Source organism: Paraburkholderia sp. 35.1, from assembly GCF_050436525.1.
Lineage (GTDB): Bacteria > Pseudomonadota > Gammaproteobacteria > Burkholderiales > Burkholderiaceae > Paraburkholderia > Paraburkholderia tuberum.
Genome location: NZ_JBNDMJ010000003.1, coordinates 388,848 through 407,463 on the forward strand (window position 1 = coordinate 388,848; position 18,616 = coordinate 407,463).

Consider the following 18,616-nt stretch of genomic DNA (forward strand, 5'->3'; position numbering starts at 1 on the left):
CGGCGGACCTCGACGTCCGCCGTGCGGCCCGAACGTCGTGATCGTTGGGCTCGCGGCGGCGCGGATCGTTCCTCGCGCGCCCGGCCGCTGTGCGGCTCTGCCGGCGCATAGAGGCGCGGCGCCGCGGTGCGCCACCCTGCCGGGTCCAGCGATCAAGCGCGAAGTTTGCCACACAATGCCGGCGGCTCGCGCAAAGGACGTGCCTCGGCCGCGCCATCGACAAACCGGCCGCGCTTCGTCGAAATACTCGCACCGTTTGCCCTACAATGCGCAGCATCATGCCTGCCGACCGCCTCCATCTTCTGCTGCCCTTCGCGCTGCCTGCCGCGGCCGACGCCTCCACCGCGCTTCACGACATCCAGTGTCCCGCTCTCGACAGGCTGATCGCGCGCGCGACGCTGATCGAACGCGTGATCGGCGAGGATTTTCAGCGCACGCTGCCGCACGAGCGCTGGGTCGCGCGACAATTCGGCGCGCTGCCCGACGGCGCCTCGGCCGCCGCCGACGAAGCCCCGCTCGCGCCCTACATGCTGCGCGCCGACGGCGGCGAACCCGGCAACGCGACGTGGGCCTGCGTGCAGCCGGTACACGTGCACATCGCGCACGACCACCTGGTGCTGATCGACCCGGCGTCGCTCAATCTGTCGGACGCCGAAGCGAGCACGCTGCTCGCGCTTGCGCGTCCGCTGATCGAGGAACTCGGCGTGCGCATCGAGGCGCCCAAGCCAATCCGCTGGTATCTGTCGAGCGACGCTTTCGGTTCGCTAGCGGGCGCGTCGCCGTTGCGCGCGAGCGGCCGCAACATCGAGATCTGGTTGCCGCACGAAGCGCATTCCGGCGAACGCTCTCGCGCGTGGATGAAGCTGCAGAACGAAGTGCAGATGGCGTGGTTCGAGCACCCGGTCAACGAAGCGCGGGAGGCGCGCGGGCTGCCGGCCGTCAACTCGATCTGGTTTCACGCGCAAGGCGCCGCGCGGAGCGTGCGCAGTCCGTTCGCGCAGGTGCTGTCCGATGCCGCCGCAACGCGCGGTCTCGCGCTCAGCGCGGGGGTCGCGACAGGCGCGCCGCCGGCGTCGTATCGCGAACTGGCCGCGGCGCTGCGCGGCACCACCAACGGCAGCGGCGCAACGCTCGTCGAACTCGACCCCTTCTCCGCGCCCTACATCGAACAGGACTGGGCGCGCTGGAACCAGGCATTCGCCGCGCTGCAGACCGACTGGTTCGAGCCCGCGCTCGCGGCTCTCCAGTCGGGCGAACTCGCCGAGCTCGGCCTCACGCTGTGCGGCGACACCGGCTCGGTGACGCTGACGGTCACGCGCGGCGATCTGCGCAAATTCTGGCGGCGGCGCGTGCTGGCCTCGCTTTTCATCGAATGATCCACGGCCCTTCCGCATGACCCGAATCGTTACGCGCCCCTGCTCCCCCGTCGACGCCGAAGTGTTGACCCGCTGCGGCCTGCATCCGGTGCTCGCGCGCCTGTACGCATCGCGCGGCGTGTGCCTGCCCGAGGACGTCGAAACCGGCCTCGCGCGGCTCGTGCCGCCAGCCGAACTGAAGGGCTGCGACGCGGCCGCCGCGCTGCTCGCCGACGCGCTCCAGCAGCAGCGCCGCATGCTGGTCGTCGCGGACTACGACTGCGACGGCGCGACCGCCTGCGCGGTCGCGGTGCGCGGGCTGCGCATGTTCGGCGCGCGCATCGACTACCTGGTGCCGAACCGCATGGAGCACGGCTACGGGCTCACGCCGGACATCGTCGAGCTGGCGACACGCAGTGCGGCCGGCAAGCCCGATCTGCTGATCACCGTCGACAACGGCATCGCGAGCGTCGACGGCGTCGCGGCGGCCAACGCCCTTGGCATCGACGTGCTCGTCACCGACCACCACCTGCCCGGCGACGAACTGCCCGCCGCGCGCGCAATCGTCAATCCGAACCAGCCGGGCTGCACGTTCCCGAGCAAGTGCCTCGCCGGCGTCGGCGTGATGTTCTACGTGCTGCTCGCGCTGCGCGCCGAACTGCGCCGCCGTGGGGCGTTCGGCGACGCGCTGCCCGAGCCGCGCCTCGACGGCCTGCTCGATCTGGTCGCACTCGGCACCGTCGCCGATGTCGTCAAACTGGACGGCAACAACCGCGTGCTGGTCGCGCAAGGTCTGCAGCGCATCCGCCGCGGCCGCATGCAGCCGGGCATCGCCGCGCTGTTTCGGGCCGCCGCGCGCGACGCGCGCAACGCCTCCGGCTTCGACCTCGGCTTCGCGCTGGGACCGCGCCTGAACGCGGCGGGACGGCTGTCGGACATGTCGCTCGGCATCGAATGCCTGAGCACCGACGACGTCGGCCGCGCATGGGAACTCGCGCAGCAGCTCGACACGATGAACCGCGAGCGCCGCGAAATCGAGGCCGGCATGCAGCAGCAGGCGCTGGACGACCTGTCGACGGTCGATCCCGACGGCGCGACCACGATCACGTTGTTCAATCCGGGCTGGCATCAGGGCGTGATCGGCATCGTCGCGGGACGGCTGAAAGAGAAGTTCCACCGCCCGTCGTTCACGTTCGCGCCGGCCGACGATACCGGCATGCTCGTCAAGGGCTCGGGCCGCTCGATCGCGGGCTTCCACCTGCGCGACGCGCTCGATCTGATCTCGAAGCGCGAGCCGGACCTGATCGTCAAATTCGGCGGCCACGCGATGGCCGCGGGCCTGACGATCGCCGCCGCCGACGTGCCGCGCTTCACCGCCGCGTTCGAGGCGGTCGGCCGCGAATGGCTGTCCGCGCAGGCGCTCGCGCGCACGATCGAAACCGACGGCGAGCTCGAAGACGCGTACTTCACGCCGCAATTCGTCGAAATGCTCGACGCGGCCGTCTGGGGCCAGGGTTTTCCGGCGCCGGTGTTCTCCGGCGAATTCGAGGTCGCCTCGCAGGCGTTGGTGAAGGACAAGCACCTGAAGCTGCAACTGCTGCGCGGCCGCCAGCGCTTCAACGCGATCTGGTTCAATCACACCGACACGCTGCCCGCGCGCACCACCGTCGCCTACCGGCTCGCGAGCGATACATGGAACGGCGTGTCGCGCGTGCAACTGATCGTCGAGCACGCGGTGAGCTGAAATCTTCCGCAAAATCAATCGCGAACACGCGCCAGATCGCCCGCGAGGCTCCGGCGCGGCGTGCCGATCGGCTATAATTTCTGCTTTTTACGCAGAATAGAAGATCGACATGGAAGCGGAACGTCTCAACGCGATCGAAGCCTCTCTGGCCGACCTGCGCAAGCGCGCGGACGACCTACGGGGGTATCTTTGACTACGACGACAAAGCACTGCGTCTAATCGAAGTCAACCGGGAACTCGAAGACCCGGACGTCTGGAACGACTCGAAGCACGCCCAGGCGCTCGGTAAGGAAAAGAAGCTGCTCGACGACACGGTCGGCAAGCTCACGTCGATCACGAACGACGTGCGCGACGCGCAAGACCTGTTCGAGATGGCACGCGAAGAAGCCGACGACGACACGCTGCTCGCCTGCGAGGGTGACGCCCAGGCCATCGAGGCACGCGTCGCCGACATGGAATTCCGCCGGATGTTCGCGAACCCGGCCGATCCCAACAACGCCTTTCTCGACATCCAGGCCGGCGCCGGCGGCACCGAGGCGTGCGACTGGGCGTCGATGCTGCTGCGCCAGTATCTGCGTTATTGCGAGCGCAAGGGCTTCAAGACCGAAGTGCTCGAGCAGACCGAAGGCGACGTCGCCGGCATCAAGAACGCGACGATCAAGATCGAAGGCGAATACGCGTACGGCTTCCTGCGTACCGAAACCGGCGTGCACCGGCTCGTGCGCAAGTCGCCGTTCGACTCGTCGGGCGGTCGTCACACGTCGTTCTCGTCGGTGTTCGTGTACCCGGAAATCGACGACTCGATCGAAGTCGACATCAACCCGGCCGACCTGCGCATCGACACGTACCGTGCTTCGGGCGCGGGCGGTCAGCACATCAACAAGACCGACTCCGCGGTGCGTATCACGCACATGCCGTCGGGCATCGTCGTGCAGTGCCAGAACGACCGCTCGCAGCACCGCAACCGCGCCGAAGCCATGGCGATGCTGAAATCGCGCCTGTACGAAGCGGAAATCCGCAAGCGTCAGGTCGAGCAGGACAAGCTGGAAGCCGGCAAGACCGATGTGGGTTGGGGCCATCAGATCCGTTCGTACGTGCTCGACAACAGCCGCATCAAGGATCTGCGCACCAACGTCGAAATCAGCAATACGAAGAGCGTGCTCGACGGTGACCTCGATCCGTTCATCAGCGCGAGCCTGAAACAGGGCGTCTAGGCGCGCACGGCGCGGCCCCGTTCACCGATCGGGACCGCGCCTTCTTCGTTGCTGCTTTTGCGTTGCTTTTGCGTTGCTTCCACGCTATTTGTTCGCCGTTTTTCCAGTACCGCCTGAGGTTTTTACACTGACTGGCTTCCCGCCAGCGGAGCACTCCGCGGCGGGCCACCGAATACCAAATCATCATGACTGAACCGATCCAGCCGACTGTCGTGCCCGAAGCGGACGACAACAAGATCATCGCCGAGCGCCGCGAAAAGCTGCGCGAACTGCGTGAGCGAGGCGTCGCCTATCCGAACGATTTCCGTCCCACGCACCACGCTGAAGATCTGCAGGCGCAGTACGAGCACACCGACAAGGAAGCACTCGAAGCGAATCCGCTCGAAGTCGCGATCGCTGGCCGCATGATGCTGAAACGCGTGATGGGCAAGGCAAGTTTCGCGACCGTGCGCGACGGCTCGGGTCAGATCCAGTTCTTCATCACACCGGCCGACGTCGGTCAGGAGACCTACGACGGGTTCAAGAAGTGGGACATGGGCGACATCGTCGCCGCGCGCGGCGTGCTGTTCCGCACCAATAAGGGCGAGCTATCGGTGCGCTGCACGGAGCTGCGTCTGCTGTCGAAGTCGCTGCGTCCGCTGCCGGACAAGTTCCACGGTCTCGCCGACCAGGAAATGAAGTACCGCCAGCGCTATGTCGATCTGATCGTCACGCCGGAAACGCGCCGCACGTTCGTCGCGCGCACGAAGGCGATTTCGTCGATCCGCAAGTACATGGCCGACGCGAACTTCATGGAAGTCGAAACACCGATGCTGCACCCGATTCCGGGCGGCGCGGCGGCCAAGCCGTTCTCGACGCACCACAATGCGCTCGACATGCAGATGTTCCTGCGCATCGCGCCGGAGCTGTACCTGAAGCGGCTGGTGGTGGGCGGCTTCGAGCGCGTGTTCGAGATCAATCGTAATTTCCGCAACGAGGGCGTATCCGTGCGCCACAACCCGGAATTCACGATGATCGAGTTCTACGCGGCCTACACCGATTACAAGTGGCTGATGGACTTCACCGAGCAGCTGATTCGCCAGGCGGCGATCGATGCGCTCGGCACGGCCACCATCACTTATCAGGGCCGCGAGCTCGATCTGTCGAAGCCGTTCCATCGGCTCACGATCACGCAGGCGATCCAGAAATACGCGCCGCAATACACGAACGAGCAGCTCGCCGACGGCACGTTCCTGCGCGCCGAGCTGAAGAAGTTCGGCGTCGATGCGTCGCAGCCGCAGTTCCTCAATGCGGGCGTCGGCTCGCTGCAACTGGCGCTGTTCGAAGAGACCGCCGAGTCGCAACTGTGGGAGCCGACCTACATCATCGACTACCCGATCGAGGTGTCGCCGCTCGCGCGTGCGTCGGACAAGGTGGCAGGCATCACCGAGCGTTTCGAGCTGTTCATCACCGGCCGCGAAATCGCCAACGGCTTCTCGGAGCTGAACGATCCGGAAGATCAGGCCGCGCGCTTCAGGAAGCAGGTCGACCAGAAAGACGCCGGCGACGAGGAAGCGATGTTCTACGACGCCGACTACATCCGCGCGCTCGAGTACGGCATGCCGCCGGCGGGCGGCTGCGGTATCGGCATCGATCGTCTGGTCATGATGCTGACCGATAGCCCGAGCATCCGCGACGTGATTCTGTTCCCGCATCTGCGTCGCGAAGACTGAGCGACGCTGGGCGCGAGCGCTCGTTGTGCTTCGCGCGCAATGCGATGGTTTGACGAGCGCCCGGTTGATGCCGGGCGTTTTCTTATGCGCGCGTTTTCGCTTTGCGGGACCGTTTTCTGCTTCTCAACGTTTGTAACCAGCGGTAAAAGCTGCTCGTTCGCGCGCAAGTCGCCGCGGCCTCGATGGTCTTAGAAGTTTGTTGACACCAAAGCGCACCGCGTGAAGGGCGCCTACCCACGCCCGAGGGCGCCACCTGAGCGGTTACAAATAGAAACGCTGCCCGGATCGAATTGCCCGACACTCAGTCTCACAAGAAGTCGGCTCTGTCAGAAACGGAGGCCCTACATGGACACCCCTACTCATCAACCCACGCAGCCACGTCGTCTTCATCCATTGATCGCGGTGGCCGCCGGCGCGGTGCTCGTCGCGAGTCTCGTCGCTACCGCGGCGATCACCGGCGTGTTCCCGAAGGCGTCGGGCAACGGCGCACAGAACGATCGGACGCAGGCCGCGCAGGTCAGCACGCAAGCGCCGGGCGTCGTCGATTCGGCCGCGCCGGTCAAGCCATCTGCGCAACAGCGGCAGGATCAGGCTCAGCAAGCGGTGCCGGCCGCCCCTGCCACCGCTCCGACCCAGCAGCAATACGCGCAGCAACAGCAGGCACAGGCCGCGCCGCAGTATGCGCAGCAGCCGGCGCCGCATGCCGCTTATTGCTCGACTTGCGGCACCGTCGTCGCGATCTCGGCGGTTCGGCATGAAGGACATGGCACCGGCATTGGCGCGGTCGGCGGTGCGGTGGCCGGGGGGGTCGTCGGTAATCAATTCGGCGCCGGCGGCGGGCGTACCGCGATGACGCTGCTCGGCGCGCTAGGCGGCGGGTTCGCCGGCAACTCGGTCGAAAAACATCTGCGCAGCACGACGTCTTATTCGGTGCGCGTGCACATGGAAGACGGCAAGACGCGCTACTTCACCTATAGCGAGGCGCCGCCGTTGCGCGACGGCGAGCGCGTGCGCGTTCAGAACGGCGGCCTCGTCGCCGACTGAGCTGAGCTCGGCGCCCAACGTTCGTCGACGCGCCATGAAAAAAGGCGATTCCATCGGAATCGCCTTTTCTTTGGAGTTCAATGCACCCGTTCGAACACGCGTTCAATAATCTGCGTCTTCGATCCATGCCGCCTGAATCGCTTCGAGAATCTTTTCGCTCGAACGGTTCGGATCGTCGTCGAAGCCTTCGAGCTCGGTCACCCAGCGGTGCAGGTCGGTGAAACGCACCTGCTGTGGATCGACGTCCTGATGCTTGTCCGTCAGAGCCATCGCGATGTCTTGCGTATCGGTCCACTTCATGGCGGCACCCTCCTGTTAGTGATTTTCCTTCGCGTGATTGATCGAGTAACGCGGAATTTCGACGACCAGATCCTGCTCGTCCGGCATGACCGCCTGACACGACAGGCGCGAAGCCCGTTCCAACCCCCATGCCTTGTCCAACAGATCGTCCTCGTCTTCCTCGGATGGCGTCAAGGCGGCGAAACCCTCACGCACGATTACGTGGCAGGTCGTGCACGCGCACGACTTCTCGCACGCATGCTCGATTTCGATACCGTTATCGAGCAGGTTGTCGCAGATGCTCTTGCCGGGAACGGCGTCGATCACCGCGCCTTCCGGGCACAGTTCGACGTGAGGCAGCACAACGATTTGAGGCATACAGTTTCCGTTTGGGTCTGAGGCACGGCGGCTGCCAGCAATGCCGCGTGCAGGCTCCGTGCCATTTTACTGGCGCCGCGCGGACTTTTTAAGTCCGCGCGGGCGCGATCGGTGGTTCGTGGGGGGCGCAGTTCGTGCGTGGCCTGAGCGCGCGTCGCATGCATGTTGCTGCCGCTACGCTCGCCCGTTCAGATCTCGTCGAGCTTGCGGCCCGACAGCGCGCGGCGAATTCCCTTGTTCATGCGGCGCGCGGCGAATTCGTCGGTGCCTTCGGCGAGCGCCTTCGTCGCGGCTTCGATCGCGCCGACGTCTTCTCCTGGCGCGACGTTGCGCAGTGCGGCGAGCAGCGCGTCGAGTTCTGCGCGTTCGCTGTCGTCGAGCAGCTCGGCGTCGGCGGCGAGCGCCGCGTCGGTCGCTTCGACGAGACGCTGCGCTTCGACCTGCGCCTCACGCAGAGCGCGCGCCCGCATGTCGATTTCAGCGGTCGAAAAGCTGTCTTCGAGCATGCGCGCGATGTCGTCGTCGGCGAGGCCATACGAAGGCTTCACGACGACCGATGCCTCCACGCCCGACGCCAGCTCGCGCGCAAACACCGACAGCAGGCCGTCGGCGTCGACCTGATAGGTCACGCGAATGCGCGCGGCGCCGGCGGCCATCGGCGGAATGCCGCGCAGCTCGAAGCGCGCGAGCGAACGGCAATCGCTGACGAGCTCGCGCTCGCCTTGGACGACGTGAATCGCCATCGCGGTCTGGCCGTCCTTGAAGGTCGTGAAATCCTGCGCACGCGCGACTGGAATCGTCGAGTTGCGCGGAATGATCTTTTCGGTGAGGCCACCCATCGTCTCGACGCCGAGCGACAGCGGAATCACGTCGAGCAGTAGCCATTCGTCGCCTTCCGCCCCGCGGTTGCCGGCCAGCAGATCGGCCTGGATCGCGGCGCCGAGTGCGACGACCTGATCCGGATCGAGATTGACGAGCGGCGGCTGGCCGAAGAACGCCTCGACCGCGCGGCGGATCACCGGCATGCGCGTCGCGCCGCCGACCAGCACGACGCCCTTGATTTCCTTCGTGGTGACCTTCGCGTCGCGCAGCGCCTTTTTCGTCGGGCCCAGCGTGCGTTGCACCAGCGCGGCCGTGATGGTCTCGAAAGTGGCTTCGTCGATCGTCAGATCGAGCGCGGTGCCGTTGGCAAGCGTGAGCTCGAGGGTGGTTTGCGACGCGCTCGACAGCGCCTCCTTGGCCTCGCGCACGCTATCGAGCAGCAGGCGCACGTCGTGCGGCGCGAGCGTCTTTGACGCGATGCCGGCCTGTTCGAGCACATAGCGATATAGCGCATGGTCGAAGTCGTCGCCGCCGAGCGCGGAATCGCCGCCCGCCGCGAGCACTTCGAAAACGCCCTTGGTGAGCTTCAGGATCGACAGGTCGAAGGTGCCGCCGCCGAGGTCGTAGACCGCGTACAAACCTTCCGCGCCGTTGTCGAGACCGTAGGCGATCGCCGCAGCGGTCGGTTCGTTGAGCAGACGCAGCACATTCAGCCCCGCGAGGCGCGCGGCGTCCTTGGTCGCCTGGCGCTGCGCTTCGTCGAAGTAAGCGGGCACCGTGATTACCGCGCCGACGAGCTCGTCGCCGAGCGTGTCTTCGGCGCGCTGGCGCAGCGTCGCGAGAATTTCAGCCGACACCTCGACCGGGCTCTTCACGCCGTCGACAGTGCGGATCTGCACCATGCCGGGAGCATCGACGAAGTCGTACGGCGCGTTTTCGGCGCCCTCCACCTCGGCCTTGCCGCGGCCCATGAAGCGCTTGACCGACACGATCGTGTTGCGCGGGTCGGTCGCGGCTTCGGCCTTCGCCCGGCGGCCGATGCGACGGCCGCCCTGCTCCAGGTAACGCACCACCGACGGCAGCAGCACGTGCCCGTCTTCGTCGGGCAGCACATCGGGCACGCCGCTGCGCACGGCGGCGACGAGGGAGTTGGTGGTGCCGAGATCGATACCGACCGCCAGACGCCGCTGGTGAGGCGCCGGCGCCATGCCGGGTTCGGAGATTTGCAGTAAGGCCATCTGGATCTTCTCGGGGACGTTGTGCCCCGTCCTGAATGTTCGCGTTGCTGGGGTGATGCCGCGGCTCGCGGCCGCTCTGGTTTTTTGTTTGTCGCTTACTACGTCGCTGCCTACTGTTGCTTGCCCGCGCCGCGCTTTTGCGCGCGTCGCGCGAAAGCGCGCTAGCCTTCGAGCCGCTCGATCTGGGCATCGATTTCCGACGCGACGCGCTCGATGAACATCAGCTGCCGCACCGCCTCGCCCGCCGCCTGATTCGCGCCGTGATCGAGCGATGCGCCGAGCTTGTCGAAGCGCCGACGCTCCTCGTCGCGCAACTCGATGAGCAGCGCGTCGAGCGCGTCGACGTTCTTCGCCGCGGCCGCGTCCTCGATGTTCTCGCGCCACTCCATCTGCTGCATCAGGAACGCGGGCTCCATCGCCGTGTTGTTCTCCGCGCCGACGTTGATGCCGCGCAACGACAGCAGATAGGTCGCGCGCTTGAGCGGATCGCGCAGCGTCTGATAGGCCTCGTTCGCGCGCGTCGCCCACTGCATCGCGATACGCTTTTGCGCATCGCCGGCCGCCGCGAAGCGATCCGGATGCACCTGCGCCTGCACGGTGCGGTACGCGTGATCGAGCGTGCTCGCGTCGAGCGCGAATTGCGCCGGCAGACCAAACAGATCGAAGTGGCTGTCGTTCAGCGAGGCCATCGGATTAAAGTCCGTTGATGAAAACTGGTATGGAGAAGTCGGGCCTTGTCAGGCGTGACCGGTTCAGTGGAGCGCGGATCAAACTAAAAAGGCGGCCCGCGCCGCCTTTTATCCGCCGCACGCGGAAGGTAACGAATCTAGACGCGGAACGACTCGCCGCAGCCGCATTCGTCTTTCACGTTCGGGTTGTTGAACCTGAAGCCTTCGTTCAGCCCTTCGCGCGCGAAGTCGAGCTCGGTGCCGTCGATATACGCGAGACTCTTCGGGTCGACGACGACCTTCACGCCGCCCGTCTCGAACACCTGATCTTCAGGCGCGACTTCGTCCACGTACTCGAGCTTGTAGGCGAGGCCCGAGCAACCGGTGGTGCGCACGCCGACGCGCAACCCGATGCCCTTACCGCGGCGGGTCAGATACTTCTGGACGTGCTGTGCTGCCTTTTCGGTCAACGTAATTGCCATAACGTTTCTCAGTTGCCAGAGCGCGCGGCGCGCGTGTCCGCGCTGCGCTCACCGGTTACTCCGTTCTTACCCAGTTGCTCAGGCGGCCTTGCCGTCTTCGGCAAGCGCTGCTTCGCCGTGGCGCTGCTTGTAGTCGGCGACCGCTGCCTTGATCGCGTCTTCCGCGAGGATCGAGCAATGGATCTTCACCGGCGGCAGTGCCAGTTCTTCGGCGATCTGCGTGTTCTTGATCGACATCGCCTGGTCGAGCGTCTTGCCCTTCACCCATTCGGTGACGAGCGAGCTCGATGCGATGGCCGAGCCGCAGCCGTAGGTCTTGAACTTCGCGTCTTCGATGATGCCGTCCGCGCCGACGCGGATCTGCAGCTTCATCACGTCGCCGCAGGCCGGCGCGCCGACCATGCCGGTACCGACCGTGTCGTCGTCCTTCGCGAAGGAACCGACGTTGCGCGGGTTTTCGTAGTGGTCGAGGACCTTGTCGCTATAAGCCATGATTACACTCCTTGATTCGTTTCAACCTGCAATGCGATGAACGTTCGATGTCCGCTTCGTCCAGCCGGCGCGTCAGTGCGCGGCCCACTGGATGGTCGACAGATCGATCCCGTCCTTGTGCATTTCCCACAGCGGCGACAGATCGCGCAGCTTGGAAATCTTCGACTTCAGCAGGTTGATCACGTAGTCGATTTCCTGCTCGGTCGTGAAGCGTCCCACCGTGAAGCGGATCGAGCTGTGCGCGAGTTCGTCGTTGCGGCCAAGCGCGCGCAGCACGTACGACGGCTCCAGCGACGCCGATGTGCACGCCGAGCCCGACGACACCGCGACATCCTTCACCGCCATGATCAGCGATTCGCCTTCGACGAAATTGAAGCTGATGTTCAGGTTGTGCGGCACACGCTTTTCCATGTCGCCGTTCACATACACTTCCTCGATTTGCGACAGGCCTTTCAGCAGCCGGTCACGCAGCATGCGGATGCGCTCGTTTTCGGTCGCCATCTCTTCACGCGCGATACGGAACGCTTCACCCATGCCGACGATCTGGTGCGTGGCGAGCGTGCCCGAACGCATGCCGCGCTCGTGACCGCCGCCGTGCATCTGCGCCTCGATACGGATACGCGGCTTGCGACGCACGTAAAGCGCGCCGATGCCCTTCGGGCCGTAGGTCTTGTGCGCCGAGAACGACATCAGGTCGACCTTCAGCTTCTGCAGATCGATCTGGATCTTGCCGGTGGCCTGCGCCGCGTCGACGTGGAAAATGATGCCCTTCTCGCGCGTGATCTCGCCAATCGCCTCGATGTCCTGGATGACGCCGATCTCGTTGTTGACCGACATCACCGACACCAGAATCGTGTCCGGGCGCAGCGCCGCCTTGAACGCGTCGAGGTCGATCAGACCGTCGTCCTTGACATCCAGATAGGTGACTTCGAAGCCTTCGCGCTCGAGCTCGCGGGTGGTGTCCAGCACCGCCTTGTGCTCAGTCTTCACCGTGATGATGTGCTTGCCCTTGCTCTTGTAGAAGTGCGCGGCACCTTTCAGAGCGAGGTTGTCCGACTCCGTCGCACCCGAGGTCCAGATGATTTCGCGTGGATCGGCGTTCACTAGCGCGGCCACCTGCTCGCGCGCTTCCTCGACTGCGCGCTCGGCGGTCCAGCCATAAGCGTGACTACGCGACGCGGGATTGCCGAACTGCTCGCGCAGATACGGGATCATCTTGTCCACCACACGCGGATCGATCGGCGTCGTGGCGCTGTAGTCCATGTAGATGGGCAGATGGAGAGAGTCGTTATTCATCAATTGCTCCGGGGACGTCATGTGCTCTGGCTTCTGGGTTCGATATGGGGCTGCGGCGAGGGTTTCTATTGCGTGCCGCGCTTCACGAACCGGCCATGTTGAAAACGGAATTGGGACCCTTGGGCGCCACGCGCACGGGTTCGACCGCCGGAGCGTCGTTGCGCCTGTCGCGCAGCACGGCCGGCGTGCCTTCGCGCGAACGCTGCTGATCCACCAGATCCTTCAGCGAAACCGAATCGAGGTATTCGACCATTTTCTGGTTCAGCGTCGACCACAGCTCATGCGTCATGCAGTGGCCGTCGTGCTGCTTGGTGCCTTCGCATGTGCCCTTACCGCCGCACTGGGTGGCGTCGAGCGGTTCGTCGACCGCGATGATGATGTCGGCCACCGTCACCTCTTCGGCACGGCGCGCGAGATTGTAGCCACCGCCCGGTCCGCGCACGGATTCGACGATTTCATGACGGCGCAGCTTGCCAAACAGCTGCTCGAGATACGACAGGGAGATGTGTTGGCGCTGGCTGATACCCGCAAGCGTCACCGGGCCCTGCTCCTGGCGCAGCGCCAGGTCGATCATCGCCGTGACGGCGAAACGGCCTTTCGTGGTGAGTCTCATATGATGTGGGAACCGCAATTCTCGACAAGTTTGGTCAAGTATAAATACATGAGCGATTTAGTCAAGTATGGGCGGTAAATTTTGTGTCATTCGCTTAATTGATCGCCATACGTCGACGCCGCGCCCCCAACCGTGTAGTGCGTCTGCGTTCTTCGCCCGATGCCTACGCGAGCAACTGCGGGCGCAGCGCGGCGATCAGCCCGCGGCAGGCTGCTTCGCACTGATCGAGCACCAACTCGAAGCCTTCCGCGCCGCCGAAATACGGATCGACAACCTCTCGCGCGCCGCTCCAGCGGCCATCCGACTCAGGCACGAACTCCATCAGCAGACGGATCTTGTCGCGCTGTGCGCGCGGGCACAGTTGACGCAACGCGGCGACGTTTCGGTCGTCCATGGCAATCAGCAGATCGAACCGCTCGAAGTCCGCGACCGTGATCTGGCGGCCGCGCAGCGCGTCGAGCGCATAGCCGCGCTGGCGGGCCGCGTGTTGCGCGCGTTCGTCGGGCGCCGCGCCGATGTGCCAATTGCCGGTGCCGGCCGAATCGATCAGGATGCAGTCCGCAAGCTTCGCCTCGTCGACCAGATGACGCATCACGCCCTCCGCCGTCGGTGAACGGCAGATATTCCCGAGGCAAACGAAACAGATGGACACAGTTTTCATCAGGGATTTTCGACGCCCGAGGCGCCGCGCGTGAGGTCGTCAGACAGTCAGCGGACTGCGCCGCGATTATACAAATCTCGACAGATTCGCGCCGAGCGGGGCGCAGCCAGCAAGATCCGCGGCTTCGGAGCGTCGCGGTCCGCCGCGCCGGCTTACGATGCCTCGGCGGCCGGCGTCGCCGTGGCTGCACGCATCGGCTTGGCCGGCAATGCCGACGCCGTGTCGATCATGCCGTACGACACCGCGCGTGCGAGTTCGGCGGTCAGATGATTGGCGTCGAGCGGCATCTGCGAAGCGCGCGAAGCGGTTTGGCCGTTGACGTGCAGAAAGGCGAGCACCGCGAGAGGTACAACGATGGCTAGGGGCCAGTACACCGATATTGTCTTTTTCATGATGTGTTTTTCAATTAGGGGCGCATGAGCTTATGACGCACTATGCCCTAACGAAATGCTATAGGAATTCACAATCGGGAAAAACCCGCCCGCGCGGGATAGATCGTTGCTTGATACGAAACAGTCAAGTGAGACCTCTTTCGGGAACGAGTGGCGCATCGCTGGCACACAAAAGTAAAGCTTACAAACGCATACAAAGCCGCCGCGACGGACGGCGACAATGACGGTCTTATTCTTACCCTTACATTTCTTTGCACTGGCATCGGTCCCACAAAATGAAACGCATTGCACCTTCCGTCGGCCTGATGGCCGCCGCGCTGCTCGGCGGCTGCGCGGTCTATCCGAACGGCACGCCGATATACGGCAACGGCTACGGCGCCTATAGCGGCTACAACGGTTATGACGATTCCGCATACGCGCCGGGTGCCGCGGTCGTGCCGCAAACCAATGTGTACCTCGGCTATGGCGATTACGGTCCGGGACGCTACTACGGCCCGGCGTCGGGCTCCGGCTATCGTGGCTATCCGGATCGCGGTCATCCGAACGACAACGACTGGCACCACGGCGATCACGGCAACGGTCATGGCAACAATGGCGGCGGTCCTGGACAACCGCACGGCGGCCCGCCGCCGCAGGGCGCAGCGGGCGGTCCGCACGGCCCTGGTGGCGCCAATGGCGGCCCGCACCCCGGCGCGGGCGGCCCGCCGCCGCGCCAGCCGCAAGCCGGCAACGGCGGCGGACGAGGCAACGATTTGGGGAGAAATGCGCCCGCGCGTCAGCCGGGGCAGATGACCGAACATTGAAGACGGAGCGGCGCTGAAGTATCCCGGCGGCTTCTTCGCCCGTTTCGACGGCTGCGCGAGCGCGCAGCCGTCAAACCAATCCCAATGCCGCCCGCTCAGCCAATATGGCTGCGCTGCGCGGCATACAACTCGCGGAACGTACGACCCACCGGCGCCGGCATGTCGCGCGTATCGGTCCAGCCCGCGCCGCCGAGCGGCAGTTTGGCGATCGACCGATTGCGCCCACCCATGCGCTCCAGCACGCGCACGGCGAGTTTGGTAAAGAGCGCATAGGCATCGGGATGCAGCGCGAGCCAGCCCCACAGCGCCAACCCGGCGCGCTCCTTCCACGGCCGCAGGTGTCGCTCCATCTGCTTTTCGCGCAGCTTGCGCAACAGATCGGACAGCGGGATACCGACTGGGCACACGCTATTGCATTCGCCGCATAACGTCGCCGCTTGCGGCAGGTCGAGCGCCTTGTCGATGCCGACATAGCTCGGCGTCAGCACCGACCCCATCGGCCCCGGATAGACCCAGCCATATGCGTGCCCGCCGACCTTCTGATACACCGGGCAATGGTTCATGCACGCGCCGCAGCGGATGCAGCGAAGCATCTCCTGGAAGTCGCCGCCGATCAGCCCTGTGCGGCCACCGTCGACGAGCACCACGTACATATGCTCGGGCCCATCCTGATCGCCCGCGCCACGCGGCCCGGTCAGCATCGAAAAATAGTTCGAGGTGGCCTGGCCGGTTGCCGAACGCGGCAGCAGGCGCATAGCCGTCGCGAGATCCTCGAGCGTCGGCAGCACCTTCTCGATGCCGGTGACAGCGACATGCACGCGCGGCAACACCGTGCACATACCTTCGTTGCCCTCGTTGGTCACGAGCGCGACCGAGCCCGTTTCCGCGATGATGAAATTGCCGCCCGTCACGCCCATGTCCGCGCTCAGAAAATGCGGCCGCAGCATCTCGCGCGCCTCACGCGTCATGTCGGGAATCTCGGTGAGCCGCGGCCGGCCGTGCGTCTTCGCGAACAGATCGGCGATCTCGTCCTTATCCTTGTGAACGACCGGCGCGATGATGTGGCTTGGCGGCTCGTTGTCGTTGATCTGCAGGATGTATTCGCCAAGGTCGGTTTCGATCGACTGCACGCCTATCTGCCCGAGCACTTCGTTCAGACGCATTTCCTCGGTGACCATCGACTTGGTCTTGATCACCTTCTTCACGTCGTGCTTGCGCGCAATGTCGCCGACGAGCCGCGCGGCCTCCTGCGTGGTCTCCGCGAACAGCACAGTCACGCCGCGCCGGGTCGCCTCGCGCTCGAAGGTTTCGAGCCACACGTCGAGATTCTCGAGCGCGCGATCACGGCGCTCCTTGAGCGCGGCCCGCGTCGCGGGGAAATCGATCGCGGTCATCGCGCTCGCGCGCGCCGACACGAACTTCGTGGACAGCTTGGTCAGGTTCTGCTGCAGGCGCTGGTCGGCGAGTTTCTGGCCGGCGCGAGCCTTGAACTGCATCGATTGGACTTGCATGGCGGCCCTGATGAGATCGGATTGAAACGCGCGGCGCATTCGCGCCCGACGCAATGCGTGACAGACAAGATAAACGTGACGCGAACAATGGCGGTGTTCGCCGCGCGGGGATTACACGTCGCCGGCCAGCACCTGTGCGATATGCAGCACGCGCGTCGTCGAGTCGCCGTTGCGGCGCAGCCGCCCTTCGATATTCAACATGCAGCCGAGGTCGCCGAGCACCACCGCACCGGCGCCGCTCGCGGCGATGTTCGCGCACTTTTCGTCGACGATCGCGGTCGAGATATCGCCGTATTTGACCGCGAAAGTGCCGCCGAAGCCGCAGCAATGCTCGCAGCCTTTCATCTCGGTGACCGCGACGCCGACCTGCGCGAGCAGTTCGCGCGGCTGTTCCTTGACGCCCAGTTCGCGCAAGCCCGAACACGAGTCGTGATAAGTCACCTGTCCCGTGAACTCGCCCGGTTGCAACTGCACCTTCTCGACGTTGACGAGGAAATCCGTCAGCTCGAACACCTTGCCGCGCAGGCGGCCGAAACGGTTCATCAGTTCGGGATCGTCGCGGAACAGGTCGCCGTAGTGCGCGCGGATCATGCCGCCGCACGAGCCCGACGGCACCACCACATAGTCGAACTGTTCGAACTCGCGCAGCGTTTTCTCGGCAAGGTCGCGCGCGAGGCGGCGGTCTCCCGAGTTATACGCAGGTTGCCCGCAACAGGTTTGCGCGGGCGGCACTACGACCTCGAAACCGGCGCCTTCGATCAGCTTGATGACGGAGAAACCGATCTCGGGACGCATCAGGTCAACGAGGCAAGTGACGAACAATCCGACTCGCATGAGCCCTCCTTGCGGGGAAACGTCCCTGATTATCCGCTGTTTGCCGGTGCAATACCAACGGCCGGAAGGCATAGGAAGCACGCCGCGCCGGGTTGGAAGCGCGCCTCGAAGCGTTCGCTTTTTTCACAATACGAGATACAATCAGTTTTCGCTGTTTGACGCATCTACCGATTCTCATATGAGCGATACGAACCCGGATCCCAAAACTTCGATCCAGGTGATCGAACGCATGATGCGCCTGCTCGACGCACTGGCGGCGCATAGCGACCCGGTCAGCCTGAAAGAACTGGCCATCCGCACGGAGCTGCATCCATCCACCGCGCACCGCATCCTGAACGATATGGTGATGTGCCGGCTGGTCGACCGTTCGGACCCCGGCACCTACCGTCTTGGCATGCGCCTGCTCGAACTGGGCAATCTCGTCAAGGCGCGCCTGTCGGTGCGCGACGCGGCGCTCACGCCGATGCGCGAGCTGCACCGCGAAACCGGGCAGACCGTGAACCTGTCGGTGCGTCAGGGCGACGAAATCGTCTATATCGAACGCGCGTATTCGGAGCGCTCGGGCATGCAGGTGGTGCGGGCGATCGGCGGGCGCGCTCCGCTTCATCTGACCTCGGTCGGCAAGCTGTTCCTCGCGGCCGACGAAGCCACCCGCGTGCGTGCCTACGCAACACGCACCGGTCTGTCGGGCCACACGCAGAACAGCATCACCGATCTCGCGAAACTCGAGCGCGAGCTGTCGCATGTGCGCCAGCAGGCCTGCGCGCGCGACAACGAGGAACTGGAGTTGGGCGTGCGCTGCATCGCCGCCGGCATCTACGACGATACCGGCAAGCTGGTCGCGGGGCTGTCGCTGTCGGCGCCGGCCGATCGTTTGCAGGATTCATGGCTCGGGCAGTTGAGCCAGACCGCGTTGATGATTTCGGAATCGCTCGGCTACCGCCCGCAGCCGCAGCAGGACCATGCGCACGGCGGGCACGGCTCACATGGCTCGCACGGCCAGCATTAGTAAAGGGGGCGGCCGCCCAACCGCCGTGCACCCTTTGCCCTCCCGCCGGCGCCATGAAAAAAGCCTCGC

The 18,616-nt window shown here is 64.8% G+C and carries 19 protein-coding genes; 7 read left to right on the top strand and 12 right to left on the bottom strand.

The window, feature by feature from the left end; all coding sequences use genetic code 11:
- Positions 1–266 precede the first annotated feature (266 nt).
- The 5 genes from OKW27_RS21760 to OKW27_RS21780 all read left to right on the top strand — a co-directional run bounded on the left by OKW27_RS21760 (position 267) and on the right by OKW27_RS21780 (position 7,069).
- Positions 267–1,376, top strand: coding sequence for a regulator (locus OKW27_RS21760; RefSeq protein WP_429334815.1), 1,110 nt, complete (start codon positions 267–269; stop codon positions 1,374–1,376).
- A gap of 16 nt (positions 1,377–1,392) precedes the next feature.
- Positions 1,393–3,099, top strand: a complete 1,707-nt coding sequence (gene recJ, locus OKW27_RS21765) for a single-stranded-DNA-specific exonuclease RecJ (RefSeq protein ID WP_429334816.1) — start codon at positions 1,393–1,395, stop codon at positions 3,097–3,099.
- A 109-nt stretch (positions 3,100–3,208) separates the two neighbouring features.
- Positions 3,209–4,313 (top strand): peptide chain release factor 2 gene (gene prfB, locus OKW27_RS21770; protein ID WP_143037107.1). Its coding sequence is split into 2 segments (ribosomal slippage): positions 3,209–3,289 and positions 3,291–4,313, totalling 1,104 coding nucleotides; the frame shifts between segments, so codons are not numbered across the junction.
- A gap of 185 nt (positions 4,314–4,498) precedes the next feature.
- Complete coding sequence (lysS, locus tag OKW27_RS21775; protein ID WP_429334817.1) at positions 4,499–6,025, top strand: lysine--tRNA ligase; 1,527 nt, start codon at positions 4,499–4,501, stop codon at positions 6,023–6,025.
- Between the two features lie 345 nt (positions 6,026–6,370).
- Positions 6,371–7,069, top strand: coding sequence for a glycine zipper 2TM domain-containing protein (locus tag OKW27_RS21780; protein ID WP_429334818.1), 699 nt, complete (start codon positions 6,371–6,373; stop codon positions 7,067–7,069).
- 102 nt (positions 7,070–7,171) lie between these two features.
- Here OKW27_RS21780 and iscX read toward each other — a convergent pair whose 3' ends face one another.
- The 10 genes from iscX to OKW27_RS21830 all read right to left on the bottom strand — a co-directional run bounded on the left by iscX (position 7,172) and on the right by OKW27_RS21830 (position 14,390).
- On the bottom strand, positions 7,172–7,369 hold the full coding sequence (gene iscX / locus OKW27_RS21785; protein ID WP_027198111.1) for a Fe-S cluster assembly protein IscX: 198 nt from the start codon (positions 7,367–7,369) through the stop codon (positions 7,172–7,174).
- A 15-nt stretch (positions 7,370–7,384) separates the two neighbouring features.
- The gene (fdx, locus tag OKW27_RS21790) at positions 7,385–7,726 is read right to left on the bottom strand and encodes an ISC system 2Fe-2S type ferredoxin (protein ID WP_429334819.1); all 342 of its coding nucleotides are present in this window, start codon (positions 7,724–7,726) and stop codon (positions 7,385–7,387) included.
- Positions 7,727–7,914: 188 nt separating this feature from the next.
- Positions 7,915–9,786, bottom strand: a complete 1,872-nt coding sequence (gene hscA / locus OKW27_RS21795) for a Fe-S protein assembly chaperone HscA (RefSeq protein ID WP_429334820.1) — start codon at positions 9,784–9,786, stop codon at positions 7,915–7,917.
- Between the two features lie 161 nt (positions 9,787–9,947).
- Positions 9,948–10,475: a Fe-S protein assembly co-chaperone HscB gene (gene hscB / locus OKW27_RS21800; RefSeq protein WP_090800792.1), complete on the bottom strand. Its 528-nt coding sequence runs from the start codon at positions 10,473–10,475 to the stop codon at positions 9,948–9,950.
- A 137-nt stretch (positions 10,476–10,612) separates the two neighbouring features.
- Positions 10,613–10,936, bottom strand: coding sequence for an iron-sulfur cluster assembly protein IscA (iscA, locus tag OKW27_RS21805; protein WP_090800794.1), 324 nt, complete (start codon positions 10,934–10,936; stop codon positions 10,613–10,615).
- Positions 10,937–11,014: 78 nt separating this feature from the next.
- The gene (gene iscU, locus OKW27_RS21810) at positions 11,015–11,428 is read right to left on the bottom strand and encodes a Fe-S cluster assembly scaffold IscU (RefSeq protein ID WP_090800797.1); all 414 of its coding nucleotides are present in this window, start codon (positions 11,426–11,428) and stop codon (positions 11,015–11,017) included.
- 72 nt (positions 11,429–11,500) lie between these two features.
- On the bottom strand, positions 11,501–12,724 hold the full coding sequence (locus tag OKW27_RS21815) for an IscS subfamily cysteine desulfurase (protein ID WP_184005994.1): 1,224 nt from the start codon (positions 12,722–12,724) through the stop codon (positions 11,501–11,503).
- 82 nt (positions 12,725–12,806) lie between these two features.
- Entirely contained in the window at positions 12,807–13,337 is a 531-nt protein-coding gene (iscR, locus tag OKW27_RS21820) for a Fe-S cluster assembly transcriptional regulator IscR (protein WP_018417524.1), read from the bottom strand.
- A 163-nt stretch (positions 13,338–13,500) separates the two neighbouring features.
- Entirely contained in the window at positions 13,501–13,998 is a 498-nt protein-coding gene (locus OKW27_RS21825; protein WP_429334821.1) for a low molecular weight protein-tyrosine-phosphatase, read from the bottom strand.
- Positions 13,999–14,150: 152 nt separating this feature from the next.
- A complete protein-coding gene (locus OKW27_RS21830) occupies positions 14,151–14,390 on the bottom strand; it encodes a hypothetical protein (protein ID WP_090800800.1) in 240 nt (79 codons plus the stop codon).
- 275 nt (positions 14,391–14,665) lie between these two features.
- On the opposite strand from OKW27_RS21830, the gene OKW27_RS21835 reads away from it, so the two are divergent.
- Positions 14,666–15,193, top strand: coding sequence for a hypothetical protein (locus tag OKW27_RS21835; RefSeq protein ID WP_429334822.1), 528 nt, complete (start codon positions 14,666–14,668; stop codon positions 15,191–15,193).
- Positions 15,194–15,288: 95 nt separating this feature from the next.
- Here OKW27_RS21835 and OKW27_RS21840 read toward each other — a convergent pair whose 3' ends face one another.
- Together OKW27_RS21840 and OKW27_RS21845 are read right to left on the bottom strand one after the other, a co-directional pair.
- Entirely contained in the window at positions 15,289–16,704 is a 1,416-nt protein-coding gene (locus tag OKW27_RS21840; RefSeq protein WP_429334823.1) for a lactate utilization protein B, read from the bottom strand.
- Positions 16,705–16,815: 111 nt separating this feature from the next.
- Entirely contained in the window at positions 16,816–17,538 is a 723-nt protein-coding gene (locus OKW27_RS21845; protein ID WP_429334824.1) for a (Fe-S)-binding protein, read from the bottom strand.
- 178 nt (positions 17,539–17,716) lie between these two features.
- Here OKW27_RS21845 and OKW27_RS21850 point away from each other — a divergent pair, with 178 nt between their 5' ends.
- Positions 17,717–18,547 (top strand): IclR family transcriptional regulator, encoded by an 831-nt coding sequence (locus OKW27_RS21850; protein WP_090800805.1) that lies wholly within the window; start codon positions 17,717–17,719, stop codon positions 18,545–18,547.
- Positions 18,548–18,616 lie beyond the last annotated feature (69 nt).

What these genes read in the sequence shown, in the direction of transcription:
- OKW27_RS21760 (WP_429334815.1), top strand. Translation starts at nt 267, where the DNA reads ATGCGCAGCATCATGCCTGCCGACCGCCTCCATCTTCTGCTGCCCTTC.
- recJ (WP_429334816.1), top strand. Translation starts at nt 1,393, where the DNA reads ATGACCCGAATCGTTACGCGCCCCTGCTCCCCCGTCGACGCCGAAGTG.
- lysS (WP_429334817.1), top strand. Translation starts at nt 4,499, where the DNA reads ATGACTGAACCGATCCAGCCGACTGTCGTGCCCGAAGCGGACGACAAC.
- OKW27_RS21780 (WP_429334818.1), top strand. Translation starts at nt 6,371, where the DNA reads ATGGACACCCCTACTCATCAACCCACGCAGCCACGTCGTCTTCATCCA.
- iscX (WP_027198111.1), bottom strand. Translation starts at nt 7,369, where the DNA reads ATGAAGTGGACCGATACGCAAGACATCGCGATGGCTCTGACGGACAAG.
- fdx (WP_429334819.1), bottom strand. Translation starts at nt 7,726, where the DNA reads ATGCCTCAAATCGTTGTGCTGCCTCACGTCGAACTGTGCCCGGAAGGC.
- hscA (WP_429334820.1), bottom strand. Translation starts at nt 9,786, where the DNA reads ATGGCCTTACTGCAAATCTCCGAACCCGGCATGGCGCCGGCGCCTCAC.
- hscB (WP_090800792.1), bottom strand. Translation starts at nt 10,475, where the DNA reads ATGGCCTCGCTGAACGACAGCCACTTCGATCTGTTTGGTCTGCCGGCG.
- iscA (WP_090800794.1), bottom strand. Translation starts at nt 10,936, where the DNA reads ATGGCAATTACGTTGACCGAAAAGGCAGCACAGCACGTCCAGAAGTAT.
- iscU (WP_090800797.1), bottom strand. Translation starts at nt 11,428, where the DNA reads ATGGCTTATAGCGACAAGGTCCTCGACCACTACGAAAACCCGCGCAAC.
- OKW27_RS21815 (WP_184005994.1), bottom strand. Translation starts at nt 12,724, where the DNA reads ATGAATAACGACTCTCTCCATCTGCCCATCTACATGGACTACAGCGCC.
- iscR (WP_018417524.1), bottom strand. Translation starts at nt 13,337, where the DNA reads ATGAGACTCACCACGAAAGGCCGTTTCGCCGTCACGGCGATGATCGAC.
- OKW27_RS21825 (WP_429334821.1), bottom strand. Translation starts at nt 13,998, where the DNA reads ATGAAAACTGTGTCCATCTGTTTCGTTTGCCTCGGGAATATCTGCCGT.
- OKW27_RS21830 (WP_090800800.1), bottom strand. Translation starts at nt 14,390, where the DNA reads ATGAAAAAGACAATATCGGTGTACTGGCCCCTAGCCATCGTTGTACCT.
- OKW27_RS21835 (WP_429334822.1), top strand. Translation starts at nt 14,666, where the DNA reads ATGAAACGCATTGCACCTTCCGTCGGCCTGATGGCCGCCGCGCTGCTC.
- OKW27_RS21840 (WP_429334823.1), bottom strand. Translation starts at nt 16,704, where the DNA reads ATGCAAGTCCAATCGATGCAGTTCAAGGCTCGCGCCGGCCAGAAACTC.
- OKW27_RS21845 (WP_429334824.1), bottom strand. Translation starts at nt 17,538, where the DNA reads ATGCGAGTCGGATTGTTCGTCACTTGCCTCGTTGACCTGATGCGTCCC.
- OKW27_RS21850 (WP_090800805.1), top strand. Translation starts at nt 17,717, where the DNA reads ATGAGCGATACGAACCCGGATCCCAAAACTTCGATCCAGGTGATCGAA.